Source organism: Alteromonas sp. KUL42 (assembly GCF_006538325.1).
In the GTDB taxonomy this organism is placed as follows: Bacteria; Pseudomonadota; Gammaproteobacteria; order Enterobacterales; family Alteromonadaceae; genus Alteromonas.
In genome coordinates this window covers 106,191-125,505 of sequence record NZ_BJKK01000009.1, presented here as the reverse complement: position 1 = coordinate 125,505, position 19,315 = coordinate 106,191, and the positions used below count along the sequence as shown (strand labels likewise).

At 41.0% G+C, this 19,315-nt stretch carries 14 protein-coding genes and 1 tRNA gene; 10 read left to right on the top strand and 5 right to left on the bottom strand.

Going from position 1 to position 19,315, the window contains the following annotated elements:
- Positions 1 to 411 precede the first annotated feature (411 nt).
- Complete coding sequence (locus EYR97_RS13445; protein WP_131094913.1) at positions 412 to 780, bottom strand: hypothetical protein; 369 nt, start codon at positions 778 to 780, stop codon at positions 412 to 414.
- Positions 770 to 1,393 carry a hypothetical protein gene (locus tag EYR97_RS13440; RefSeq protein ID WP_131094912.1) on the bottom strand — a complete coding sequence of 208 codons (624 nt, stop codon included), beginning with the start codon at positions 1,391 to 1,393 and terminating at the stop codon, positions 770 to 772. The genes EYR97_RS13445 and EYR97_RS13440 overlap by 11 nt, the downstream gene beginning before the upstream one ends.
- A gap of 161 nt (positions 1,394 to 1,554) precedes the next feature.
- On the opposite strand from EYR97_RS13440, the gene EYR97_RS13435 reads away from it, so the two are divergent.
- Positions 1,555 to 2,526 (top strand): tyrosine-type recombinase/integrase, encoded by a 972-nt coding sequence (locus EYR97_RS13435; RefSeq protein ID WP_131094911.1) that lies wholly within the window; start codon positions 1,555 to 1,557, stop codon positions 2,524 to 2,526.
- Positions 2,527 to 2,742: 216 nt separating this feature from the next.
- Here EYR97_RS13435 and EYR97_RS13430 read toward each other — a convergent pair whose 3' ends face one another.
- Positions 2,743 to 5,895 (bottom strand): TonB-dependent receptor, encoded by a 3,153-nt coding sequence (locus EYR97_RS13430; RefSeq protein WP_131094910.1) that lies wholly within the window; start codon positions 5,893 to 5,895, stop codon positions 2,743 to 2,745.
- Positions 5,896 to 6,556: 661 nt separating this feature from the next.
- On the opposite strand from EYR97_RS13430, the gene EYR97_RS22430 reads away from it, so the two are divergent.
- From EYR97_RS22430 to EYR97_RS13405, 6 genes are all read left to right on the top strand, one after another.
- A complete protein-coding gene (locus tag EYR97_RS22430; protein ID WP_242635078.1) occupies positions 6,557 to 7,951 on the top strand; it encodes a TonB-dependent receptor plug domain-containing protein in 1,395 nt (464 codons plus the stop codon).
- Positions 7,885 to 9,726: a TonB-dependent receptor domain-containing protein gene (locus EYR97_RS22425; protein ID WP_242635077.1), complete on the top strand. Its 1,842-nt coding sequence runs from the start codon at positions 7,885 to 7,887 to the stop codon at positions 9,724 to 9,726. The genes EYR97_RS22430 and EYR97_RS22425 overlap by 67 nt, the downstream gene beginning before the upstream one ends.
- 158 nt (positions 9,727 to 9,884) lie before the next feature.
- Complete coding sequence (locus EYR97_RS13420; protein WP_131094909.1) at positions 9,885 to 10,886, top strand: DUF4118 domain-containing protein; 1,002 nt, start codon at positions 9,885 to 9,887, stop codon at positions 10,884 to 10,886.
- The gene (locus EYR97_RS13415; protein WP_131094908.1) at positions 10,883 to 11,575 is read left to right on the top strand and encodes a response regulator; all 693 of its coding nucleotides are present in this window, start codon (positions 10,883 to 10,885) and stop codon (positions 11,573 to 11,575) included. Before EYR97_RS13420 ends, EYR97_RS13415 begins: the two co-directional genes overlap by 4 nt.
- Positions 11,576 to 11,579: 4 nt before the next feature.
- Positions 11,580 to 12,233 (top strand): TrkA family potassium uptake protein, encoded by a 654-nt coding sequence (locus EYR97_RS13410; RefSeq protein WP_131094907.1) that lies wholly within the window; start codon positions 11,580 to 11,582, stop codon positions 12,231 to 12,233.
- Positions 12,233 to 13,597, top strand: coding sequence for a TrkH family potassium uptake protein (locus EYR97_RS13405; RefSeq protein WP_131094906.1), 1,365 nt, complete (start codon positions 12,233 to 12,235; stop codon positions 13,595 to 13,597). The genes EYR97_RS13410 and EYR97_RS13405 overlap by 1 nt, the downstream gene beginning before the upstream one ends.
- 55 nt (positions 13,598 to 13,652) lie before the next feature.
- Here the strand turns inward: EYR97_RS13405 and EYR97_RS13400 are convergent, their stop codons facing one another.
- Positions 13,653 to 14,291 (bottom strand): RpiB/LacA/LacB family sugar-phosphate isomerase, encoded by a 639-nt coding sequence (locus EYR97_RS13400; protein WP_131094905.1) that lies wholly within the window; start codon positions 14,289 to 14,291, stop codon positions 13,653 to 13,655.
- Between the two features lie 353 nt (positions 14,292 to 14,644).
- Between EYR97_RS13400 and EYR97_RS13395 the strand changes: the two genes are divergently transcribed.
- The 3 genes from EYR97_RS13395 to EYR97_RS13385 all read left to right on the top strand — a co-directional run bounded on the left by EYR97_RS13395 (position 14,645) and on the right by EYR97_RS13385 (position 18,844).
- Positions 14,645 to 16,630: a multiheme c-type cytochrome gene (locus EYR97_RS13395; RefSeq protein WP_242635076.1), complete on the top strand. Its 1,986-nt coding sequence runs from the start codon at positions 14,645 to 14,647 to the stop codon at positions 16,628 to 16,630.
- A gap of 100 nt (positions 16,631 to 16,730) precedes the next feature.
- On the top strand, positions 16,731 to 17,045 hold the full coding sequence (locus tag EYR97_RS13390; protein WP_131094903.1) for a cupin domain-containing protein: 315 nt from the start codon (positions 16,731 to 16,733) through the stop codon (positions 17,043 to 17,045).
- 278 nt (positions 17,046 to 17,323) lie between these two features.
- Positions 17,324 to 18,844 carry a S41 family peptidase gene (locus EYR97_RS13385; protein ID WP_131094902.1) on the top strand — a complete coding sequence of 507 codons (1,521 nt, stop codon included), beginning with the start codon at positions 17,324 to 17,326 and terminating at the stop codon, positions 18,842 to 18,844.
- 288 nt (positions 18,845 to 19,132) lie between these two features.
- On the opposite strand, the gene EYR97_RS21900 is transcribed toward EYR97_RS13385, so the two are convergent.
- A tRNA-Phe gene (locus EYR97_RS21900) sits at positions 19,133 to 19,202 on the bottom strand.
- Positions 19,203 to 19,315 lie beyond the last annotated feature (113 nt).

Below are 19,315 nucleotides of genomic sequence, written 5' to 3'. Positions count from 1 at the left end.
ACAGCCCTTCGTAATTTATACCTTTCTATTATCTAAAATGTCAGAACAAGTTGAGACTCACCAAATTTAGCTTTTGAAAACTTCTTTTAAAATAAAAACATGACCAATAGACATTAGCTTTCTATCCTCAACTTTTACATCAATGTCACCATTATAACGAATAAAGTGCGGCTTATATCTGACCTGTACTATCATTGAATTTCGGAAACCATCACGAATTGATTCTACTTTTTTCAAAAATAGACTGTCTCGATCTTCTACCCTATTCTTATCGCATGTCACATTGATTGCGACCATTGGTATAAGCTTGTTATTCGCACGAATATTACTAATTGTATCTTTTGGTGAATTGAATAGCAGTGTCTCCATATCTATATCGAGAAGCTGATCCGTTGCTTTGTTTAACGCCTTTTAAATTCTATTGTTGTTGTTGGTTGCGCTGGTTCTTACAGCTTTGCATTCAATAAAAGTGGCGTGTCTCTTACTGAATAGACCTATATCAATGCGCCCCTTTGATTCATTTTTATTTCGTGTAGCGGTCAGCTCCGATACTGGATAAAAGACCGCCTTGTCATTTCTCTGTAGATTGTAGGCAGATTGCATAATGAGCGGTGTCAGCGATATTTCCTTAGCGGCTGTAGGCAGGCACAGTACTGGCACAATGGGCACGCTGTTTCTATATTCGACAATCTGGTTACAGACTTCGTCCATTAGCCCTCTAAGCGACACCAATATGTTGTAGGGCGCAAAAATTTTCCATGTGTTATCTTCAATCAACATTATTACTCCTTGCTATTAATTTCACTACGCTGTTATATAAGTCTGACTGGTTGAGCGCTTCTTGGCGGGGATTGCCGGTACGCTTTTTTGTTTGCTTTGCAGCTCTCCAGCCTTCGTTGAACGCCAGCGCGATCATTAACGATAAGCGCTCTCTGTCGTAGTTTTTCAGTCTTTTGGTAAAGCTGTCGAGCATCAATTCGGTGCTATCAAAATTTCCTTCGCCTAACCGCTGCTTAGCCAGGTCCACATCGTGTTCATACTCGCGATAGTCCGGTGACAATAAAAAGTCTATCGCCTCTTCCAATGTGTCGGCGCCCACCTGCGCTTTAAACTTATCAAGCATATTAAGAGAATGTGATTTTAATTGAAGATTTTTTATTCCTCTTTTTTCTCTGTGTTTGTGCGCTCTAAATCTATTTTGAAGCTTTTTAATGGCATCTTGAGTAATTATTTTTCTAAGGCAATCATAAGTCTTTTTAGGCTCTAAAAAATTAATATCTTCATCGCTTATAATTTCTTTTTCGCCACTTATAAAATCGTCGCTTTTTAAAGATGAAATGAATTTATCAAAATTATTTTCTATATATTCCTGCCAAACCGTATCGTTGCTCACTACCCTGCCCTGCGTTTGCGTTACTTATAACGCTTTTATATCACGACTGTAGCTACCCTACTATTGTTATTTTGTGCAAGCGTTATATGTAACGCTTTATTTACTCTCTTTGCTGTGCTATTTTATTATTATAGATAATTAAAGTTATATCGAATAATGAAATGACTAAGACACTTTCTCTATCTCAGAACGACTTCGCTCTTAACAACGAACATAAAATAAGCGTTGTAGAAAACCTGACAGAGTTGCGCGATTCTGTATGGGAAACGATGTCGTTTAATACTCGTAAAGCATATCAATCAGATTTTAACCAATACCTACAATTTTGCCGTAAAAACGAATTACCAGCTCTAGCAAGTGACTGGAAAATAACAAAGCGATCATGTCAGGCATTCTTTGATGGTCTAATGATCACAGAGCTAAAACATCACACTATTAAACGTAAACTCGCTGCAATACGCTTTTTTATAGGAGTTAGCGAATTGCCAGATCCTTGGAAGCATTCAAAGTTATTTAATAGATATGTAAACGGCAAACTAAAAGAAAAGCCTTCCGTACAGAAGCAGGCAAAACCTCTAAAACTACACCACGTTCGCGAAGCAAGTTGTGCTGTTGATACCGACTCTCTACTGGGGTTACGCGATGCAGTTTTGATCAACTTGGCTATTGATACCTTATTTCGAGCATCGAATATATTGGCCATTGAAGTTAAGCATATCGATTGGCAAGCAAGAACCGTATTCGCACCTCGCTCGAAAACCGACCAACTAGGTGATGGACACTTTGGTTTCTTTTCTAATGAAACGTCCTCGTTGCTTAAGAAGTGGCTTGAAAAAGCGCAGATTTCTGAAGGGTTCATTTTTAGGAAGTTATCCCCAAAGCAAACGATCCAAGAAGCGCCTATGCAATATCAAGCACTGTTGAAACGGTATGAAGCGATAGGTGTAACATTAAATGCTGATGGTAAGTTTACATGTCACAGCACACGCACTGGGGGTGTGCTCACTATGATGGAAGCCGATGTACCTATGGCAGAAATAGTTCTTTCAGGCAACTGGAAAAACGAAACTATGGCTATTCGTTATGCAAAACAGTATCAGGCCGGAAAAACTGGAATGGCGAAAGTTCGGTAGTCAGAGCGGAGTTGACTAATTAGAAAGGCACAGTCTGATAATGACATGCATTTACTAACGCATCGTTACGCCCATCCCCTTTTAAAAACGCTAAACCTTTCCAAGGGAACATTAAGTCGAGGGTTTTAGTTTATCCACCTAAAATATTAAAAAAGGCCAAACACTTTTACATGCTTGACCTTTGGCACACACAACCGTTTGTGTTAAACGCTTACCTTAAAATGTATACCCAACGTTGAAGCTGTAAGTACGCCCATCAAAACGAATACGGTTAACAGCATCTTCATTGCCGCCAATATACTCATAACCTTGGTCTTCAGTTAAGTTGAATGCACGGAAATCGAACCTTAAGTTTTTGCTATAATTATAGTTTACAGCCAAATCTAGACGGCCACGGCTCGTTTCAAATCGCGCATCTGTTCCCAAGAATGCACTGTTAGTCCCGTCGAGAATGATATTTTGCGAGAGCTGCTGCGCTTCACGCCAGTTATAAGATAGACGAATACTTATTCCGTCATTCTCCCAATATCCAACCAAGTTATATGATTCCGGCGAAACCCTCAACAGAGTTGTTCCATCTTCAGATTCGTCAGTGTTGATTTTCGTGTAATTGAATACACCACCGAAACCATTCCAAGGGTATGGCAAAAAATCGAGTTTCTGTTGAACAGCTAATTCATAACCGGAAACCTTTATCGAACCCTCAGTATTGATAGAACGATTTACAGTAATACGACGGCCATCCTCATTAACATTACCTTGAGAATCTGTAAATGGGGTCAATTCACGACATTCAAGGCCACCTGTTCCACTACCTTCAACCAAACCTGTTTCGCCGAAAAGCCCTTCGCTGACATCACTTGGAATATCGTCACCACAAATTGGTTCAGTTCCGAATAAACCTGTAATTTCTTTCGTAAAATAACCTATAGAAATCGCACTTCCTTGACGGTTATACCATTCTAACGATGCATCAAAGTTATCTGCTGTGTATGGTTCTACTTCGGAAGCAGGTAAATCAACACGTACGCCAGTTACATCACCATCATCGTTTTCACTCGGTGTGATAATTGTAGTTGGGTTTTGGCTACGAAGATTTGGTCTTACAAGTGCTTCATAACCCGCCATTCTCAAAATGACATCCTCAATTAGTTCAAATTTAATGTTCCACGACGTTAAATTATGAGCATAATTATTAGTAGATGTTCGAGTCTGAAGGACATTGTTCGCATCAACAAATGGACCAACAAATTCATTCTCCGTTTCAACTCGACGTAACCCCAAGTTTCCCGAGTAGAAGACGTCACCTAAGGTACCGCTGAAGTTACCCATAATATACGCAGCATCAATATCTTGGGTGGTACTGAAATTACGTGCGAAGAATTGGTTTCTTCCACCCGCTTCTCGCACTGCCCAACCTGTAGGTGATGCCAGTTTTGCACCAGGTAATCTATCTTGTATGCCTTCTTGAAGTAGCGGACGAAGCCTTTCTGCATTCAACGTTATCCAGCCACTATCTGGACCGAATGAGCCAGGGAAGTTACCATTAAAGAATTCCCCTTGAGTTTCTACAAACAGACTTGTATCTCCGAATAAGTTCTCTGTTGTTAACGCATCAACATTGATGCCCCCCGCCCCTATACGAAGGTCATTGTTGATAAGTTCCTCTGTTTGATACCGATAACCACCTTTAACGGAGTCCAAACGAAAAACATCTTTAAATCCAAGGTCTGTGTATCGAAATACGTTGAATTCTCCCGAGTCCATTTCACGAATTGGGTTATCAACACGCCCATTTACATAAAAATCTACTCGTCTATCACCATTAGCAGAACGGTTGAGGCCACTGTTAAACGCAGATATATTTGGAGCACTCCAGTCACCATCATAGGTGAAGGAATTAAGAGCAGAAGGGTCTAATACATTGATAAAAGCCTGACCAAGGTCACCGTTTCCTGTATTGATTTCTACATCGATTCCCGTCGGATTCCAACGCCCTCTTGCGCCGTCAACTAAATGTCGCACATCAAGACCTTCGTTGATAAAGAAATTTTCTGACTCTGATTTCGAAAATTTAGCGTCTATCTTCCAATCGTCTTTTACGTAATCCCCATACAAGAAGAGCCCTTTAGCATCTTCTGTAAATTGAAACAAACGATTCGCTGGCTGCCAATTGACGTTTGTGATACTGGCATGACCGACAGTATAGGTTTGAGGCTCACCAGGCCCCGCAAAGCCTGAGGCTGACGGCGCGCCTAACAACGTTATTTGCTGTTGCGCGTTATCCGCTTGCCTGCGAAGAAGAAACTGAGTATCTTCCAAGTTACTCTGGTCGAGCGTTCTTTTTGTGTAAATATAATCCAGTCCAAGCTTTAAGCTGTCAGTAGCCATAAACTCAATGTTCAGCGCGCCTGAGTGACGATCACCATTTCGTACTTCCGCAGCTTGACCTGCGCGAGAAATAACGCGAATTTGTGAGTTATCTTCTAAACCATGTTGTGCACGGTATGCGTCAATGGCTTCCGAGCTAATTACAGGTCTGACACCGGTTTGCTCACCAGTTTCCTGATTGAAAGTTACCAAATCAGTATATTGCGTGAAATTCACTGTGTCGCGACGATAGTTTTGCTCAGAGCCAGCAGCTTTGAACGCAACACCAAGTCGACCGTCTAAAAAGTGTTTAACACCCTGAAATCTGTAGGTTTTGTTAAATTCATCTGATAGGTCCTCGTATCGAGTTCCCAAATCAACTTTTAAGAAATTATCTTTTTTACTTAATGCTCTTTGGAATTTGAGATCGACTATCCCAGCTATGCCACCCACTTGCAAATCGGCAGTTGGACTTTTAATTACGTTTACACCATCGAATATACCCGCTTCGAAAGCACCGAATGGATTGGCGACACCCGCATCACTTTCACTTCGGCTTGGTGTTGCAATTGACTGTCCACCGGCAGTGGTAAGAACAAAACTACCCGGAAGACCGCGGAGACTGATTTCCCCATCTCGGGTTCCATCATCGCGATTTAATTGGATACCAGGCAGAGCCTGCAACGCTTCACCTAAATCAAGAGCTGGGAGTAATTCCATGTCCGATGGGGAAATGGCGTCGACAACAGAGTCAGCGCTTCTTTTAGTAAATAAAGATTGTTCTAGAGCGCCTCTAAACCCTGAAACTTCAATTATCTCTACTTCTGATTCATCAATCGCATTTTCTTCTACGCTTTGAGCAGAGTTTGCGTTATCGAGCGCTGTTTTTACTTCCTGCGCCAGTAGAGTTGGTGAACTTACCATCGTGAGCGCAGCGGCTGAACCAACCATTATAGCTTTGACCTTAAATGCCGATTTAGAGTGTTTTTTAGTAGCCATCGGTTTTACCTTAAAGATTAGTTTGTAATGTGCTTTCTGTTCATAAATTCGCAATATTCAATTTTTACTAAATACGAATTAACATAACATTAACACCCCGCCGCTCAAGATCAAGTCATTTTCAATCATTTTGGGTCTTTTTTTACACAAGCAAGGTTGTTCAACGTAATTTAAAAAGTAACAGACCTGTCCGATAGTCTCGTAATTAATTGAAATGTATGACGTAAATAGTTTATCGATATTTATTGTGCTAACTTAACTTATTAAACCACCTGTTAATATCCGGGAACATATAAGCATTTATAATCACCAGCGGTCTATTAGACATAGGCTTAATTTGTTAACAAATGCGCAACAACAATTGCTTTTATGGATATCAATATCAACACGGTAACCAGATAGGGAAAAGGTCGACTACGTGTCGTACAAATCCATCTATCTTTTATAGACTAAAGAATATACACATATTAGAAATGCGCCTAGAACTGCGTTGTTTAGTCATGTCTCGCACAACTCTAAACGCCCAATAAAGTCAAAATAAATGAAAATGATGCCTTATGACTTGTTTTGATTGTTTTGTACGGTTAATATTGCTTCACAAATCTTTTACAAGACTTTTAAGAGACACACACTTAAATCACACAACCAAGAGACTAGGTCGATGCAAAACACAAGATCAAATATTAATAGAAAGCTGTTGGGCAACACAGCTGCACTATTATTAACCATTAGCTCTCCTACACTGCTAGCTCAAGAGGTTAATACTGCAGTCAATAACGCACAGCAGAGTACTGAGAAAAATCAGATTGATGACGATGTAGAAGTTATTGAAGTATCGGGTGTAAGAGCGTCACTTGAAAATGCCCTTAACACCAAACGCAATGCTGCATCTATTGTCGATGCAATTTCTGCTACCGATATCGATGCTTTGCCAGCATTAGATTTTGGTGAAGCACTTCAGGCGATACCTGGTGTTCAGTTGAACTCTGACGAGGAAGGAAGACAAAGTACAATCAGCCTTCGTGGTTTAGGTAGTGGTTTCGTTAAAACAACGGCGTTTGGACAGTCTTTTGCTACACCTTCTGGCGCTAACAATATTAACTCAGTCGGGGAACCAAACCCGTTTGCTGCTTTTGAAGCAAGTATTTTTGATGGCGTTACTGTAGTAAAGAGCCCAACTGCGGATATGCAAGCTGGCGGTATAGCGGGTACGGTAGATCAACAGTTGCAACAGGCTCTTTCTAAGCGAGATGGAACAGCTTCTATAAGTTTAGGTGGACGTTATGAAGATCTAACGGAAAACGTTGACCCTAACTTCAGAATATCAGGTGTAAAGCACCTAATTGACAATAAGCTGGGTGTTGCATTTAAACTTGCTGGTTCAGGCCAAACATTCAGACGCGATACATTCGATATTATAGACTACACTTCTGTTGACACCGTAGATGGTGATGTTCGCGCAACTAATATCGCAGAGTATCGCGAAAAGTGGGGATTGGAAGAGGACGCGCAGCTTACCGCGCCAGCTCGAGGTCGAAATGTTAGTGAGTACAGCGATGGTGACCGTATTTCTTTCTCAGGAAACATCGAATATCGTGTAAACGAAAACTTTAAACTTGGTGCTCATTTACTTTATTCAGAACGAGACTTGGCATCAGGTACCAAAGAAGCTACAACAATCAGTCCCGGTTTTAATACCCGTCGCCGTGACAGAGATAACTTTGACGCACGTGTTACTTTAGATATGGATACAGCACCGTTTGCCTATGACCGAACGGCAGACGAAGAGGGAGCCCCGTTAGTTTATGCAGTATCTAAATACGACTTCACTAACGGGTCACTCCAAAATGAAAATCGCGAAACTACCTTTAGAGAAAAACCGAAGGTATTATTCTTTATGCAGATTATTTCACAGAAGATTGGGCGTTTGATGGCAAAATCACACACTCTGAAGCAAGTAATCAGTTTCAGAACGTCGGCTATACATTCTTGTCGAATCAGGATTGGCGTGATTCATTCAACTTTACGGACGCTGACGGTCGTCGAACTGGCGTAGATAGTGTACCAACAGGATTCAATGGTTCAATTGATTCAGGTAACGGGAATCTAGATAATATTGTTGTTCAAGGACAGTATGATCAACCGTACGTTTACAATGACTTAGTATGGCAAGTTCCAAATCTAAGCTCTTCAAGCATTAACTCTGTTTCTGATGCAAACCAAGGTCGTCGCTTATCTTTCAGAGTGACGGGGCGTGTCCGCGATCTATCGCGCGAATTGAGCAGCGCTGAATTCAATGCAGAACGATTTGTAGACTTCGGCTTAGGTGATAAACTTAATTTTGAAACTATCAAGTTCGGTGCGCGATTCTCACGAGAGTCTTTAGAAAGTATTGACCAGAGACAAAGCTTGGCAGGCATTGATACAAGTAATATCTCTGATGCGTTCCTGACCGACAACACCTTATCGTCACAGCAAAGTGATTATTTCGGCGGTAATATTCCAGGCACGTTCGATAATACTTCGGGATGGTTAACCATCGATAATGCTCTAGCTCTGCAAATGCTTCAACAAGGTATTGAAACTGACGTAAATAATATTCCAACTGCAACTTCTTTCAGCACACCATTTCCAGGGTTAGTGCGCAATAGGACTGGTTTTTGGGACCAACAAGATAGAAACAGCGGTTTGCCAACTAACTTAGGCTTTAATTTCGATGCAGAGCAAGACATTTTGGCAATGTACGTCATGTCTGATTTTGGTGGCGAATTGGGCTCAATACCCTATCGCGGGAACATTGGTGTACGCCATGTACAAACAGATAACACCTTTGACGGTTTTGAAACTCAAGTTGACGAACGCGGTCGTAACGGCGTAGCGGCGCCAGTCACGTTTGAGGATGATTATCAACATACGCTTCCTATGGCAAACATCACCTTCGAGGTTCATGATGATGTATTGTTAAGAGCTGCTTACTATGAAGGCATTGTTCGTCCAAACCTGCTTGCTCAGCGCCCAACCGCAGCGCTAAGGGGCGGTAACCAAACAGTTCGTCTAGACCTGCCGACCGCGACAGTACGTCCTTACGAGGCAAAAAACTACGACATTTCATTAGAATGGTATAACCGCGAAGGTAGTGCAATTTCTGTAGGTTATTTTAAGAAAGACATTACAAACTTGTTTGATTCTGAGCAAGGTTTCTGCCCTGACCCAGGTACAAACCCAATTGTCGATAGACTACTTGGCGATATTGAACGTACCCCAGGGACTAATGGTCGAGAGTTTGGCTGTATTCAGACAACACCTATCATTGATGATGATGGAAATGAAAACTTGAGGGAAGTAAACATTGTCGCTCCAATCAATGTTTCAGATACCATCACTGTTGAAGGTTACGAAGTTGCAATCCAGCAAAAACTAGATTTCCTACCCTACCCATGGAACGGCTTCGGTGGCGTATTTAACTATACAAGTTTAGACCAAGAAGGCAGCGAAGTTGAGTTAACACGTGTTTCGCCTGAATCGTTCAATGTGATTACGTATTGGGAAAACGACGGTATAAGCTTACGCTTATCTTATAACTGGCGTGACGATCAAACTCTTAGAGGTGCAAACTCGTTCCTAGGTACCAATGCACGTACCAGAAAAGCGATTGGACGTTTAGATTTCGTTGGTTCTTATGCACTTAACGAGAAAACTAAATTATTCCTTCGTGCTTTCAACTTAACGGATGAGATTGGTGAAGAGTTCTTAGGAACAGACGAGCGTGCTATTAGTCGTCTAACCTATACAGGTCGTATCTATCAGTTAGCAGTCAACTACAGATTCTAATTGATTTAACAATTGGTGGGCGAGTGTGCAATGTACTCGCCTGTCCTTGTTGCTTCTACCAGTCACTCCCATTTTTTACGCAATTTTTACGCGTATTTTCTTATCAGCCTTGATACATTTCTGTAAGACCTTTTATTTTTAGCGGGGCGCTTCATCTAATGCGAGATGGCATCATAACCGTAGGCATAATGGTGATTTTTACATTTATTTGTTTGCTGTTAAGAAATTGGTTTTTACCTATTGGAGGAACTTTACTCATACTCCAATTGGGTGCAGTAACTTGCTCCATTCTGTTTTCACGTATGAATGGACTAGTAGCGGCCATTATAGGTGCTATAAGCTTTAACTTTTTATTTACCGCGCCATTTTATTCGGTACGAATGAGCGATGTTGACGATGTAATAAATATAGCGACGTTTCTCGTGGTGGCTGTATTAGCCAGTGAGTTCTCTTCTTTTTACAAGAGACAGCAAACCGCTCTTCGCAAAGCACAACTCCAAGCAAACGTGCTAAGGTCAGTTTCTCACGATCTACGCACCCCTTTATCAACAATGATTGGCTCCATGGAAACCTTAGATACCTACTATCACTCGCTTCCCGAAAACGATAAGCGAGAGTTGATAAAGGGGAGTATTGTCGAAAGCAAAAGATTACATGCTTACATAGAGAATATTTTGCAAGCTACGCGTATTCAAAACGATCTGTTGATAGCGGGGCGAGAGCGAATTTCAATAAACTCGCTGATTGAAAACGTACTAACTCGCTTTAGCAATCCTCGTATTGTGACTAGCTTTTCGGGGCATCTTCGTCAAATTTATGCAAGCGGCCCACTTTTAGAACAAGCTATGTTTAATGTCATCGACAACGCACTTAAATTTAGCGAACAAGAAGTGCTTGTAAAAGTAAAAAGCGATTCGAAATACACAAATATAATTGTAGAAGACAGTGGTATTGGGCTTAAAGATGGCGACACACAACGCCCGTTTATGCTTTTTTCTTCATCAAGAGATGGTGATGTCGGTACTGGAGGAATTGGTTTAGGGCTAAACGTCGCCCAAGGTATAGCAGAGGCGCACAAAGGTAGGCTAATACTCGAAAACTTAGCGCCAGGTTGTCGTGCAATTATTTCCATCCCAAACCTAAGTGAAAAATCGTCATGAACAAAATCCTTATTGTTGAAGATGACGCAAACATTCGCAGAATGATATGTATTGCCCTGAAGGCCGAGGGGTTTAAGCCCCTTGAAACATCTAATGTTAAAGACGGACTCATCACAGCGCTTAAAGAAAAGCCAGAACTGATAATATTGGATCTTGGCCTTCCCGATGGCGACGGTAAAGAAATTCTAGCTAGAATTAGACGCACAAGTAGCGTGCCTGTTCTAATTTTATCCGCTAGACATTCAGAAGATGACAAAGTAGGTATGTTGATGGCTGGAGCTAACGACTACGTTAGCAAGCCTTTCAGTATAAAAGAATTGATAGCACGCATTCGAGTTCTTCTAAGGGATATTACCCCCGTCATTCCTACCGCGGAACGACGTAGAAAGATACAGAACCTAACAATTGACCTGGATAGCGGATTAATATCACTAGGCAACATAGACATCTCACTCACCCCAAAAGAACTGCACCTTATCGACCTTTTAACACGGGAAGTCGGGGTCTTTGTTAACCAACAAACACTCATTCGCTCTATTTGGGGTAATTATAATAGCGAAGACACACATTACGTAAGAATTCTGGTCAGTCACGTTAGGAAAAAACTTTCTGCTCTAAATTCAAATTGTTTTTCGATTGAGACTTCTGCAGGGAACGGATATCGCTTCCTCGTCAGTCACACGGAGTAAATAAATGGCACATTTCACGGTAATTGGATTAGGAAGATTTGGCATAACCGCCAGTATCGAGCTGATACATATGGGCCATACCGTAACAGGTATAGATAAAGATGAGAAACTTGCCGAGCAGTACGCAGGTGAGCTCACTCAAGCACTCATATGTGACGTTACAGATGAGAGGGCCCTGAAAGAACTTAATCTCTGTCAGAGCGAAGCCGTACTTGTAGCCATAGGCGAAGATATGCAGGCCAGCCTTCTGTGCACTCTTCATCTTAAAAATCTGGGCGTTAAGGATATTTGGGTAAAAGCTAATACTTCAGCCCACCATACTATCCTCTCTAAACTAGGAGTGACACGAATTATTCACCCAGAAGAGGAGATGGGAGCACGAGTAGCACAGGCTTTAAACTATCCAATGGTAAGTGACTATTTGAGTATTGGTCATGGTAGTTATATTGTAGATATACACCTCCCCTCTCCTTTTCAACCAACCTCAATTGACTCGCTCATAAAAGGGTTCGAGAACTCAATTCACTGTTTAATGGTGAAGCGAGGGCAAGAGGTTATGAAATCCCCACCGCCTTCTTATATTGTTCGCGAGTGCGATACGTTAATCTTATTCGGCCCCAAAGAGGCCTTAGTTCGGATTGCCCCAAGGCTAAAATAATGACACGCTGGAATTTGCAACGTCGCCCTTTATCACGTAAGGCAAAAAGCGCTTATAAAATCCAAGCGGCTCCACCACTCATACTGTCCCTGAGCTTTTTAGCTGTGATAATTTTAGGAACATTATTGCTCTTACTACCAGGTATGACTACACAATCAATCACGTTCGCAGACAGTCTTTTCACAGCGACATCTGCAGTTACGGTGACAGGACTTGTAGTTGTAGACACAGGGACTGCCTTCACCACCTTGGGGCTTACAGTAATTGCTCTGTTAATTCAAATAGGTGGGCTTGGTTTAATGACCTTTGCGGTAGTCACGCTAATTGCGCTTGGCGGAAGAATAAGCTTTTTGCAACAGTCGGCAATTAAAGAAGCATTTAACCAAACAGATTTATCCACCCTCGCCTCTACGGCGAGGTCGGTTCTAATTTTTGCGTTTATCATTGAAATGATTGGCTTTACTATCTTGGCGTTATTCTGGCTTCAGAGTAAACCACCTGCAGAGGCACTTTTTCACGCATTTTTTTACACAATCTCAGCCTTCAACAACGCTGGGTTTGCATTAAGCTCAGATAGTCTCTCATTTTATGTGGGTAACCCGGTAGTAAACCTCACTATTACCGGTTTGTTTATCATAGGAGGTTTGGGCTTCTCAGTTTGGATAGATCTTATTAAAAAGCGTACGTGGCACAAATTGTCTGTCTACAGTAAATTAATGATAAGTAGCACTATTATCGTAAACGCAATAGCGTTACTCCTTATTTATTCTATCGAAAAAGACAACCCAAATACGCTTGCTAATTTGGACACCACTTCACAATGGTGGGCATCTTGGTTTCAAGCTGTAACACCCCGCACGGCTGGGTTCAATACTGTGGATATAAGTGCATTAGAAAATGCAACTACTTGGCTAACGTTGCTATTAATGTTCATCGGTGGAGGCTCTATGAGTACTGCCAGTGGCATAAAGCTTGTCACCTTTATTGTTCTTATTATGTCGGCCTACAGCTATCTGCGACGCGATCCTTCTCCAGCGATATTTGGCTGCACGTTGTCGAGTGAAACGAGAGGAAAAGCGTTGGCGCTTACGTTAATATCCACTGTAATTGCATGGCTTTCTATATTTATTTTATCGATAACAGAAAATGCGGCGTTTATAGATATTATTTTTGAGGCTATATCGGCTTTAGGTACGGTAGGATTATCACGCGGTTTAACCGGAGAGTTGTCTGATGCTGGAGGCCTTGTTATCATATTTCTGATGTTTATTGGCCGATTGGGTCCACTGACCATTGCGTATTTTCTTGCTAGCCCTCGTCAGAAAAGAATCAAGTATCCAAATAGTACGCTACCCGTTGGATAAACATAAAGACAGTGTAAGGGTGCATTGTATACGCCTTACACTGCCTACAGGTGAATTATGATACGAGCGTTTTGATATATGACTTGATAGATTCGTCTTTGCCATTTTCAAACAAGCATTTTTGAAAGCGTTCACCAGACACTGCTGTTTTTACCAATTCTTGGTCAATTTTTTTCAATGTGTCAACATAGTCGTCGCATGCTAACGCCGCTTTTAGTTCTGAAAGGATACCGGCATTACGCACTTGAGGCTCGCGTCTTTCAACCGGATAACCAGCTCCGCGCTCGCCAGTAAAAGCCTTTTCAAAAATATAACGGGCGTTCAGCTCAGCTCCCCAACCAAAACCTTTCGCAAAAGGAAGCGCTAACGCATTACCGTTATTTACTTGGTTAAACAAAAAGGCGTCAGAAGGATCGATACAATAACCACAGAAAACACCAGGTTGCGCATTCAAAGACATCATAGCGCCCTGCCCGGTACCGCAGCCGGCGATAACGAAGTCTACAGCGCCAGAGTTCAAAAGAGCGCCGGCCATAATCCCAAGGTGTACATAAGTTAAGTGATGATCGGTTTCACTTTCCATACCTACATTATGAACACTATGTCCTAGCGAGTCGGCCACAGAAGTCAATTCTTTAAGAATTACAGGGTTCTTCGCCGCTTGGCTATTTTCCATCATTAAGGCAATCTTCATGACTACTCCTGAATAAAGTTGAATTTCAAATTGATGATATCATCTTTATCTGTCATTAATAAGCAAATTAAGTTAAATCGTAATCTCATTCGTTTTTGAATTTACCTCATTTCGCGCTTTACATACGTAATAAGAGAATGAAAGTTAATCGAATGTTAGCGATCGTACTTCTACCGTGATATTTTATGATTGTATTTTGTTGCTTTTGGTTTTCTTAATTAATGTTACGGCTGTGCTTTTTACTCACTCTTATTAGTATTTCCTTCAGTTCTTTTGCAAACGAGGCGCACCAGTGTGGTGCTTGTCATGAGAAGGAGCTGACCGATTGGCTAGAATCGGACCACAGTAAAGCAATGGCTATCGCCTCAGAAAATACGGTTTTAGGCGACTTTAATAACTTTACGTTTGAACATTTCAATCAAAAAGCCACATTCTATAAAAAAGGTAAAAAGTTCTTTGTAGAGTTTCAAGAAGATAAAACAGAACCGAGGGTTTACGAAGTCAGCTATGTGTTCGGTCACTTTCCTCTTCAGGAGTACCTTATCAACACTGAACAAGGAAAAATGCAGGTCTTTCCATTTGCATGGGACTCAAGAGATAAGTCGAACGGCGGTCAAAAATGGTACCCCATATATCCCGACGAAGAAATAAGCAGGCTGGATAGGCTACACTGGCTCCAGCCTTTGCAGAATTGGAATGGTATGTGTGCGGACTGTCACTCGTCAGGATTAAAAAGAAACTACGACAGTGAAAAAGACACATTCAATACAGTGTGGAATGAGATAAACGTTTCTTGTCAATCTTGCCATGGTTACGTCGACGATAATCACTATACTGGTAAGGGCTCCTCTCACTCGGTTCTTTCTGAAAGCGAACAGAAAGATATTGGCAACTGGCTGTTAGGTAAAGACAAAAAGATAGCCACATGGGAAGGTCCAAAGCGTGATAACAGTTTTATGGAACGCTGTTTTGCGTGCCATTCGCTTCGCACCCCACTCACCGATGGTATCACACCATCTGAACCTTTCTTGTCACAATTTAAACCCGCTTTGCTGACTACCCCGCAATATCATGTTGATGGCCAGATAAAGGATGAAGTGTATGTCTACGGCTCGTTTTTACAAAGTAAAATGTTTGAGGCCGGCGTGAACTGTAACGACTGTCACAACCCGCATACTGCGAAAGTGAAAGTTGAAGGAAATGGCCTCTGTTTACAGTGCCACAAAGCAACAGCATATGATGACGTCGAGCATCATAAGCACGAACCCAATAGTCAGGGCTCACAATGTGTAAATTGTCATATGCCTACGAATACCTATATGGGCATTGATAAACGAAGAGATCATAGTTTCAAGGTTCCAGCACCGCACCTTACTGAGAAGTTTGGCACGCCTAACGCCTGTAACAGCTGCCACGAAGACAAAGGCCCGCAATGGGCGCAAGACAAAATCGACGAGTGGCATGGCCCATCAGCGCCTTCACACCCTGCTGAAATGCAATATATGGTATTGCTAAGTGGCGACACCTTGACACTCAATAGTCACTTTTCCTTAGCAAAAAACAAAGCACTGTCTGATATAAAACGAGCGACTGTCGTTTCACTGCTTCCCGCTTCAGTTCAAACTCTAGCGTATAAGTATGCCAAAATGCTGGCCAATGACGAGAGCCCGCTAGTTCGTCTAGCATTTTCCGATATTTCATTTCTTGTCGATAAACACAGACGCGTCGAGCTTTTAAAAGCGCTTTTAGCGGATGAATATAAAGCGGTTAGAGTTTCGGCTGCTGAACAGCTAATAGCTTCGGGGGAATTGGCCATTATTTCCGCAAAAGTATTAGACGAGTTATACGAAGCATCTGAACAAAACCTCTGGCGTGGTGAAGGGAACTTAAACGCTAGTCTTATTCAAGCTAATCAAGGTAACTTTGAAAAAGCAAAATATTATCTTAAGGCAGGTATATTCCGAGACCCATTCTTTGAGCCTAATTACATAAACCTAGCAAATTTATATCGCTCTTTGGGAGATAGCGCTTTAGAGGCAGCAACACTTGAAGATGGTCTAAACGCCAATCAACACTCACCGTTGATGCACTATGCAGAAGGAATGCGCTTAATACGCAGCCAAGATTTAAATGCCGCAATAACGCATTTTAACACTGCCACCGATATCGAGCCGACAAACAGCAACTATCTGTATATTTTGGCCTTAGCGCTAGACAAAGCAGGTAATACCAAACGAGCTATTGAGTTGCTAAAAACACGAAGTCCAAGCGTTGAAGGTCGATATGAAGTACTACAACTCGGCCTGGCTTTATCCCAAAAAACTGGGGCTCAACGGTGAATTTACATACTTTAGAAAAGAACTGGAGAAGTTTTAGCGTCCGTAGATGCGCAGAAATCACGTAATTGATTGTTAAAACACTTTAAGAAGGAAAATTGAAATGTCTGAAAAGTTAGGTGTTGTAGAAGATATGGGTGGCGGTATCAAGCGTCAGATACTCGCATACAATGACGATGCTATGGCCGTGAAAGTGTGGTTTGAAAAAGGCGCAGAAGGTTACGCGCACAGCCATCGTCATACACAAATTGTTTACTGCGAAGAAGGCGAATTCAATTTCGTCATTGACGGTAAACTTAAGGTATTGAAGGCAGGAGATAGCTGCGTGATCGATCCACATGTTGAGCACGGCACCACAACAGAAACCGGTGGGATCCTCATTGACATGTTTAGCCCAATGCGGGAAGACTTCTTGTAAAAGCAATCAAGAAGTGAAAATTAGGTTTTCAAACAAAGGCCTTCATTGACGAAGTAGAGTGATCATTGTAGGTCTTTTCGATTCACAGGTAACGTTAATCGTCACAAACGTTACTTGATTTCCCAGTTATTTATTGTGTTCTTCGATAGTGACTTCTATTCGAATTGTTACTTTTGTGGGTAATATTGAGCTTTCATATCTGCTTATGATTTAGCTTAGAATTTATAAGATAGTCGACAGAATACGTGTTTTACAAACAACATAATTAGTTGGCTATCATGCGCAAAATATTTATTCTCTTTTTTGGGCTTATTATTGCTACTTTAATTCTTGATACTATTCAAGAGTTCTCTGCTATCACATGGCAACACAGGGTGGAAGAAGACCTCAAGGTTATTTATAAGAATATTGAGTTTATCCATCCTGGCCTATCGGAAATTGAGGTCGCTAGTTGGCACGAAAAGGGTTATTTACTTGCTAAGAAAAAATTAGGAGAGATTGATAACATAGAGGACGCTAGTGCTGTCGTAAAGTATTATATTAACGGTTTTAAAGACATACACGTAAACTCTGGTCATTATAAGTATTGTATTGGGTGTTTTGTCTCAAACAAATTTTCCTTTAGATTTTGGCAAATAGGCCCTGAAAATCCATCGTGGGCAGGTTATCAACTGGATAATACTTATACAGTTAAGTATGTCAGTCCATCTTGGGATAAAAAATTGCCTGCTGTCGGTGATAAGCTAGCCTCTTGCGATGGGCTTAGCGTCAAAACAATATGGGAGTCAATTATATTACCTTATGTGAACCATAACACTCATTCAGTCAATTCTACTCAAAAAGTAATAAACTTGTTTTCGATGAGATTTCCATCAATTTTTCCGCTCTTGAATTCTCAAAAATGGAAGACCTGTGTTTTTACTAGTGAATCAGACAAAAAAAGCACTTCTTACGATATCAAATGGGCATCATTTGACGCAGAGAATTCTAAGGGCTTTCTCATTAATGAAAATATGAATTCTCGAGTAGTTAATGTTCAGAGCAACGGTATAATATATATAGCTATACCCTCATTCAGTTTTAATGAAAAAGAAAAGCAAATTTTTCAAGATAGATTTTTAAACCGACTGCAATCAATAGAAGAAAGAGAAGCAACAGTAATCGATTTGAGGTTCAATACCGGAGGATCAAGCACTAGAGTCTTTGAAATAATAGAGTCATTAGTTCCAAATCATCTACATTCTTCCACTACTGTTGAGCAAATATCTTACAATAGATTTCGTATTACGGATGAACTAATTGATGTTTTAGATAAAAGACTAAGGAAAATAGCTATTAGCCAAGAGCAAATTAGTTATGACCAAGTTATGCTAGAACGCTTAGTAAATGTTTCAAAAAAAGCTTTAGCTGAAAATCTCTCTAGCATCGTTTTTCCTGTAGTTTCGACGGAAACATTTTATTCAAATTTTAACAATGTAAGAACGAAAAAGTTTGCGAAAAAAATCTACATATTGACAGACGGTGGGTGCGCTAGTGCATGTGTAGTTTTTCTAAAAATAATGAAGGAATTAGATAACGTTATCCACATCGGTGAACATCCACACATGAGTACTATCTATACAGACCAGATTAGTATTCGTACAAAAAACAATATGAAGGTAAACATTCCATATAGAGCATTGACACTGTTGGAAGCCTCACAACCTGAAAATTTAGAACCAGATATTAAGTATGAAGGAAATTTTGCAGACCAGGAGCAATTAAAAACGTGGTTCAAGCATGTTATTCAAGAACCGTGACATATTTTTCAAATAAATGCTATCTAAGTTTTTAAATTATATAAATTTTTTGAATAGGTTGTGACGAAAAATCGTCACACTTTGTGACAATCAATGGTCTGGTGACTAAAAAAGACAAGGCCCAGAAATAGAAAAATCTGATATTTTTCAATAAAGTATCAGGTTCAAATGATGGTGCCTCGACCCGGGAACGAACCAGGGACACGCGGATTTTGTATCCGGTGCGTTTACCTACGAGCAAACAGTAAAAACAAAAAAGCCCTCACATATCTGCAAGGGCTTGAATGATGGTGCCTCGACCCGGGATCGGACCAGGGACACGCGGATTTTCAATCCGCTACTCTACCAACTTTGCTATGTAAGCTTTATAAAAACTTAGCAAGCTTTGATAAAGTGCTCACAAGCTTAACCTATTACTTTAAAAGCGTTTCTGGTGAGTCTAATTGGAAGTGTTTGCCCTCTTTAACTTGT

Coding starts and splice junctions, on each gene's coding strand:
- EYR97_RS13410 (WP_131094907.1), top strand. CDS start 11,580: ATGGCACATTTCACGGTAATTGGATTAGGAAGATTTGGCATAACCGCC.
- EYR97_RS13415 (WP_131094908.1), top strand. CDS start 10,883: ATGAACAAAATCCTTATTGTTGAAGATGACGCAAACATTCGCAGAATG.
- EYR97_RS13420 (WP_131094909.1), top strand. CDS start 9,885: ATGCGAGATGGCATCATAACCGTAGGCATAATGGTGATTTTTACATTT.
- EYR97_RS13430 (WP_131094910.1), bottom strand. CDS start 5,895: ATGGCTACTAAAAAACACTCTAAATCGGCATTTAAGGTCAAAGCTATA.
- EYR97_RS13400 (WP_131094905.1), bottom strand. CDS start 14,291: ATGAAGATTGCCTTAATGATGGAAAATAGCCAAGCGGCGAAGAACCCT.
- EYR97_RS13405 (WP_131094906.1), top strand. CDS start 12,233: ATGACACGCTGGAATTTGCAACGTCGCCCTTTATCACGTAAGGCAAAA.
- EYR97_RS22430 (WP_242635078.1), top strand. CDS start 6,557: ATGCAAAACACAAGATCAAATATTAATAGAAAGCTGTTGGGCAACACA.
- EYR97_RS13445 (WP_131094913.1), bottom strand. CDS start 780: ATGTTGATTGAAGATAACACATGGAAAATTTTTGCGCCCTACAACATA.
- EYR97_RS13395 (WP_242635076.1), top strand. CDS start 14,645: ATGGCTATCGCCTCAGAAAATACGGTTTTAGGCGACTTTAATAACTTT.
- EYR97_RS13435 (WP_131094911.1), top strand. CDS start 1,555: ATGACTAAGACACTTTCTCTATCTCAGAACGACTTCGCTCTTAACAAC.
- EYR97_RS13385 (WP_131094902.1), top strand. CDS start 17,324: ATGCGCAAAATATTTATTCTCTTTTTTGGGCTTATTATTGCTACTTTA.
- EYR97_RS13390 (WP_131094903.1), top strand. CDS start 16,731: ATGTCTGAAAAGTTAGGTGTTGTAGAAGATATGGGTGGCGGTATCAAG.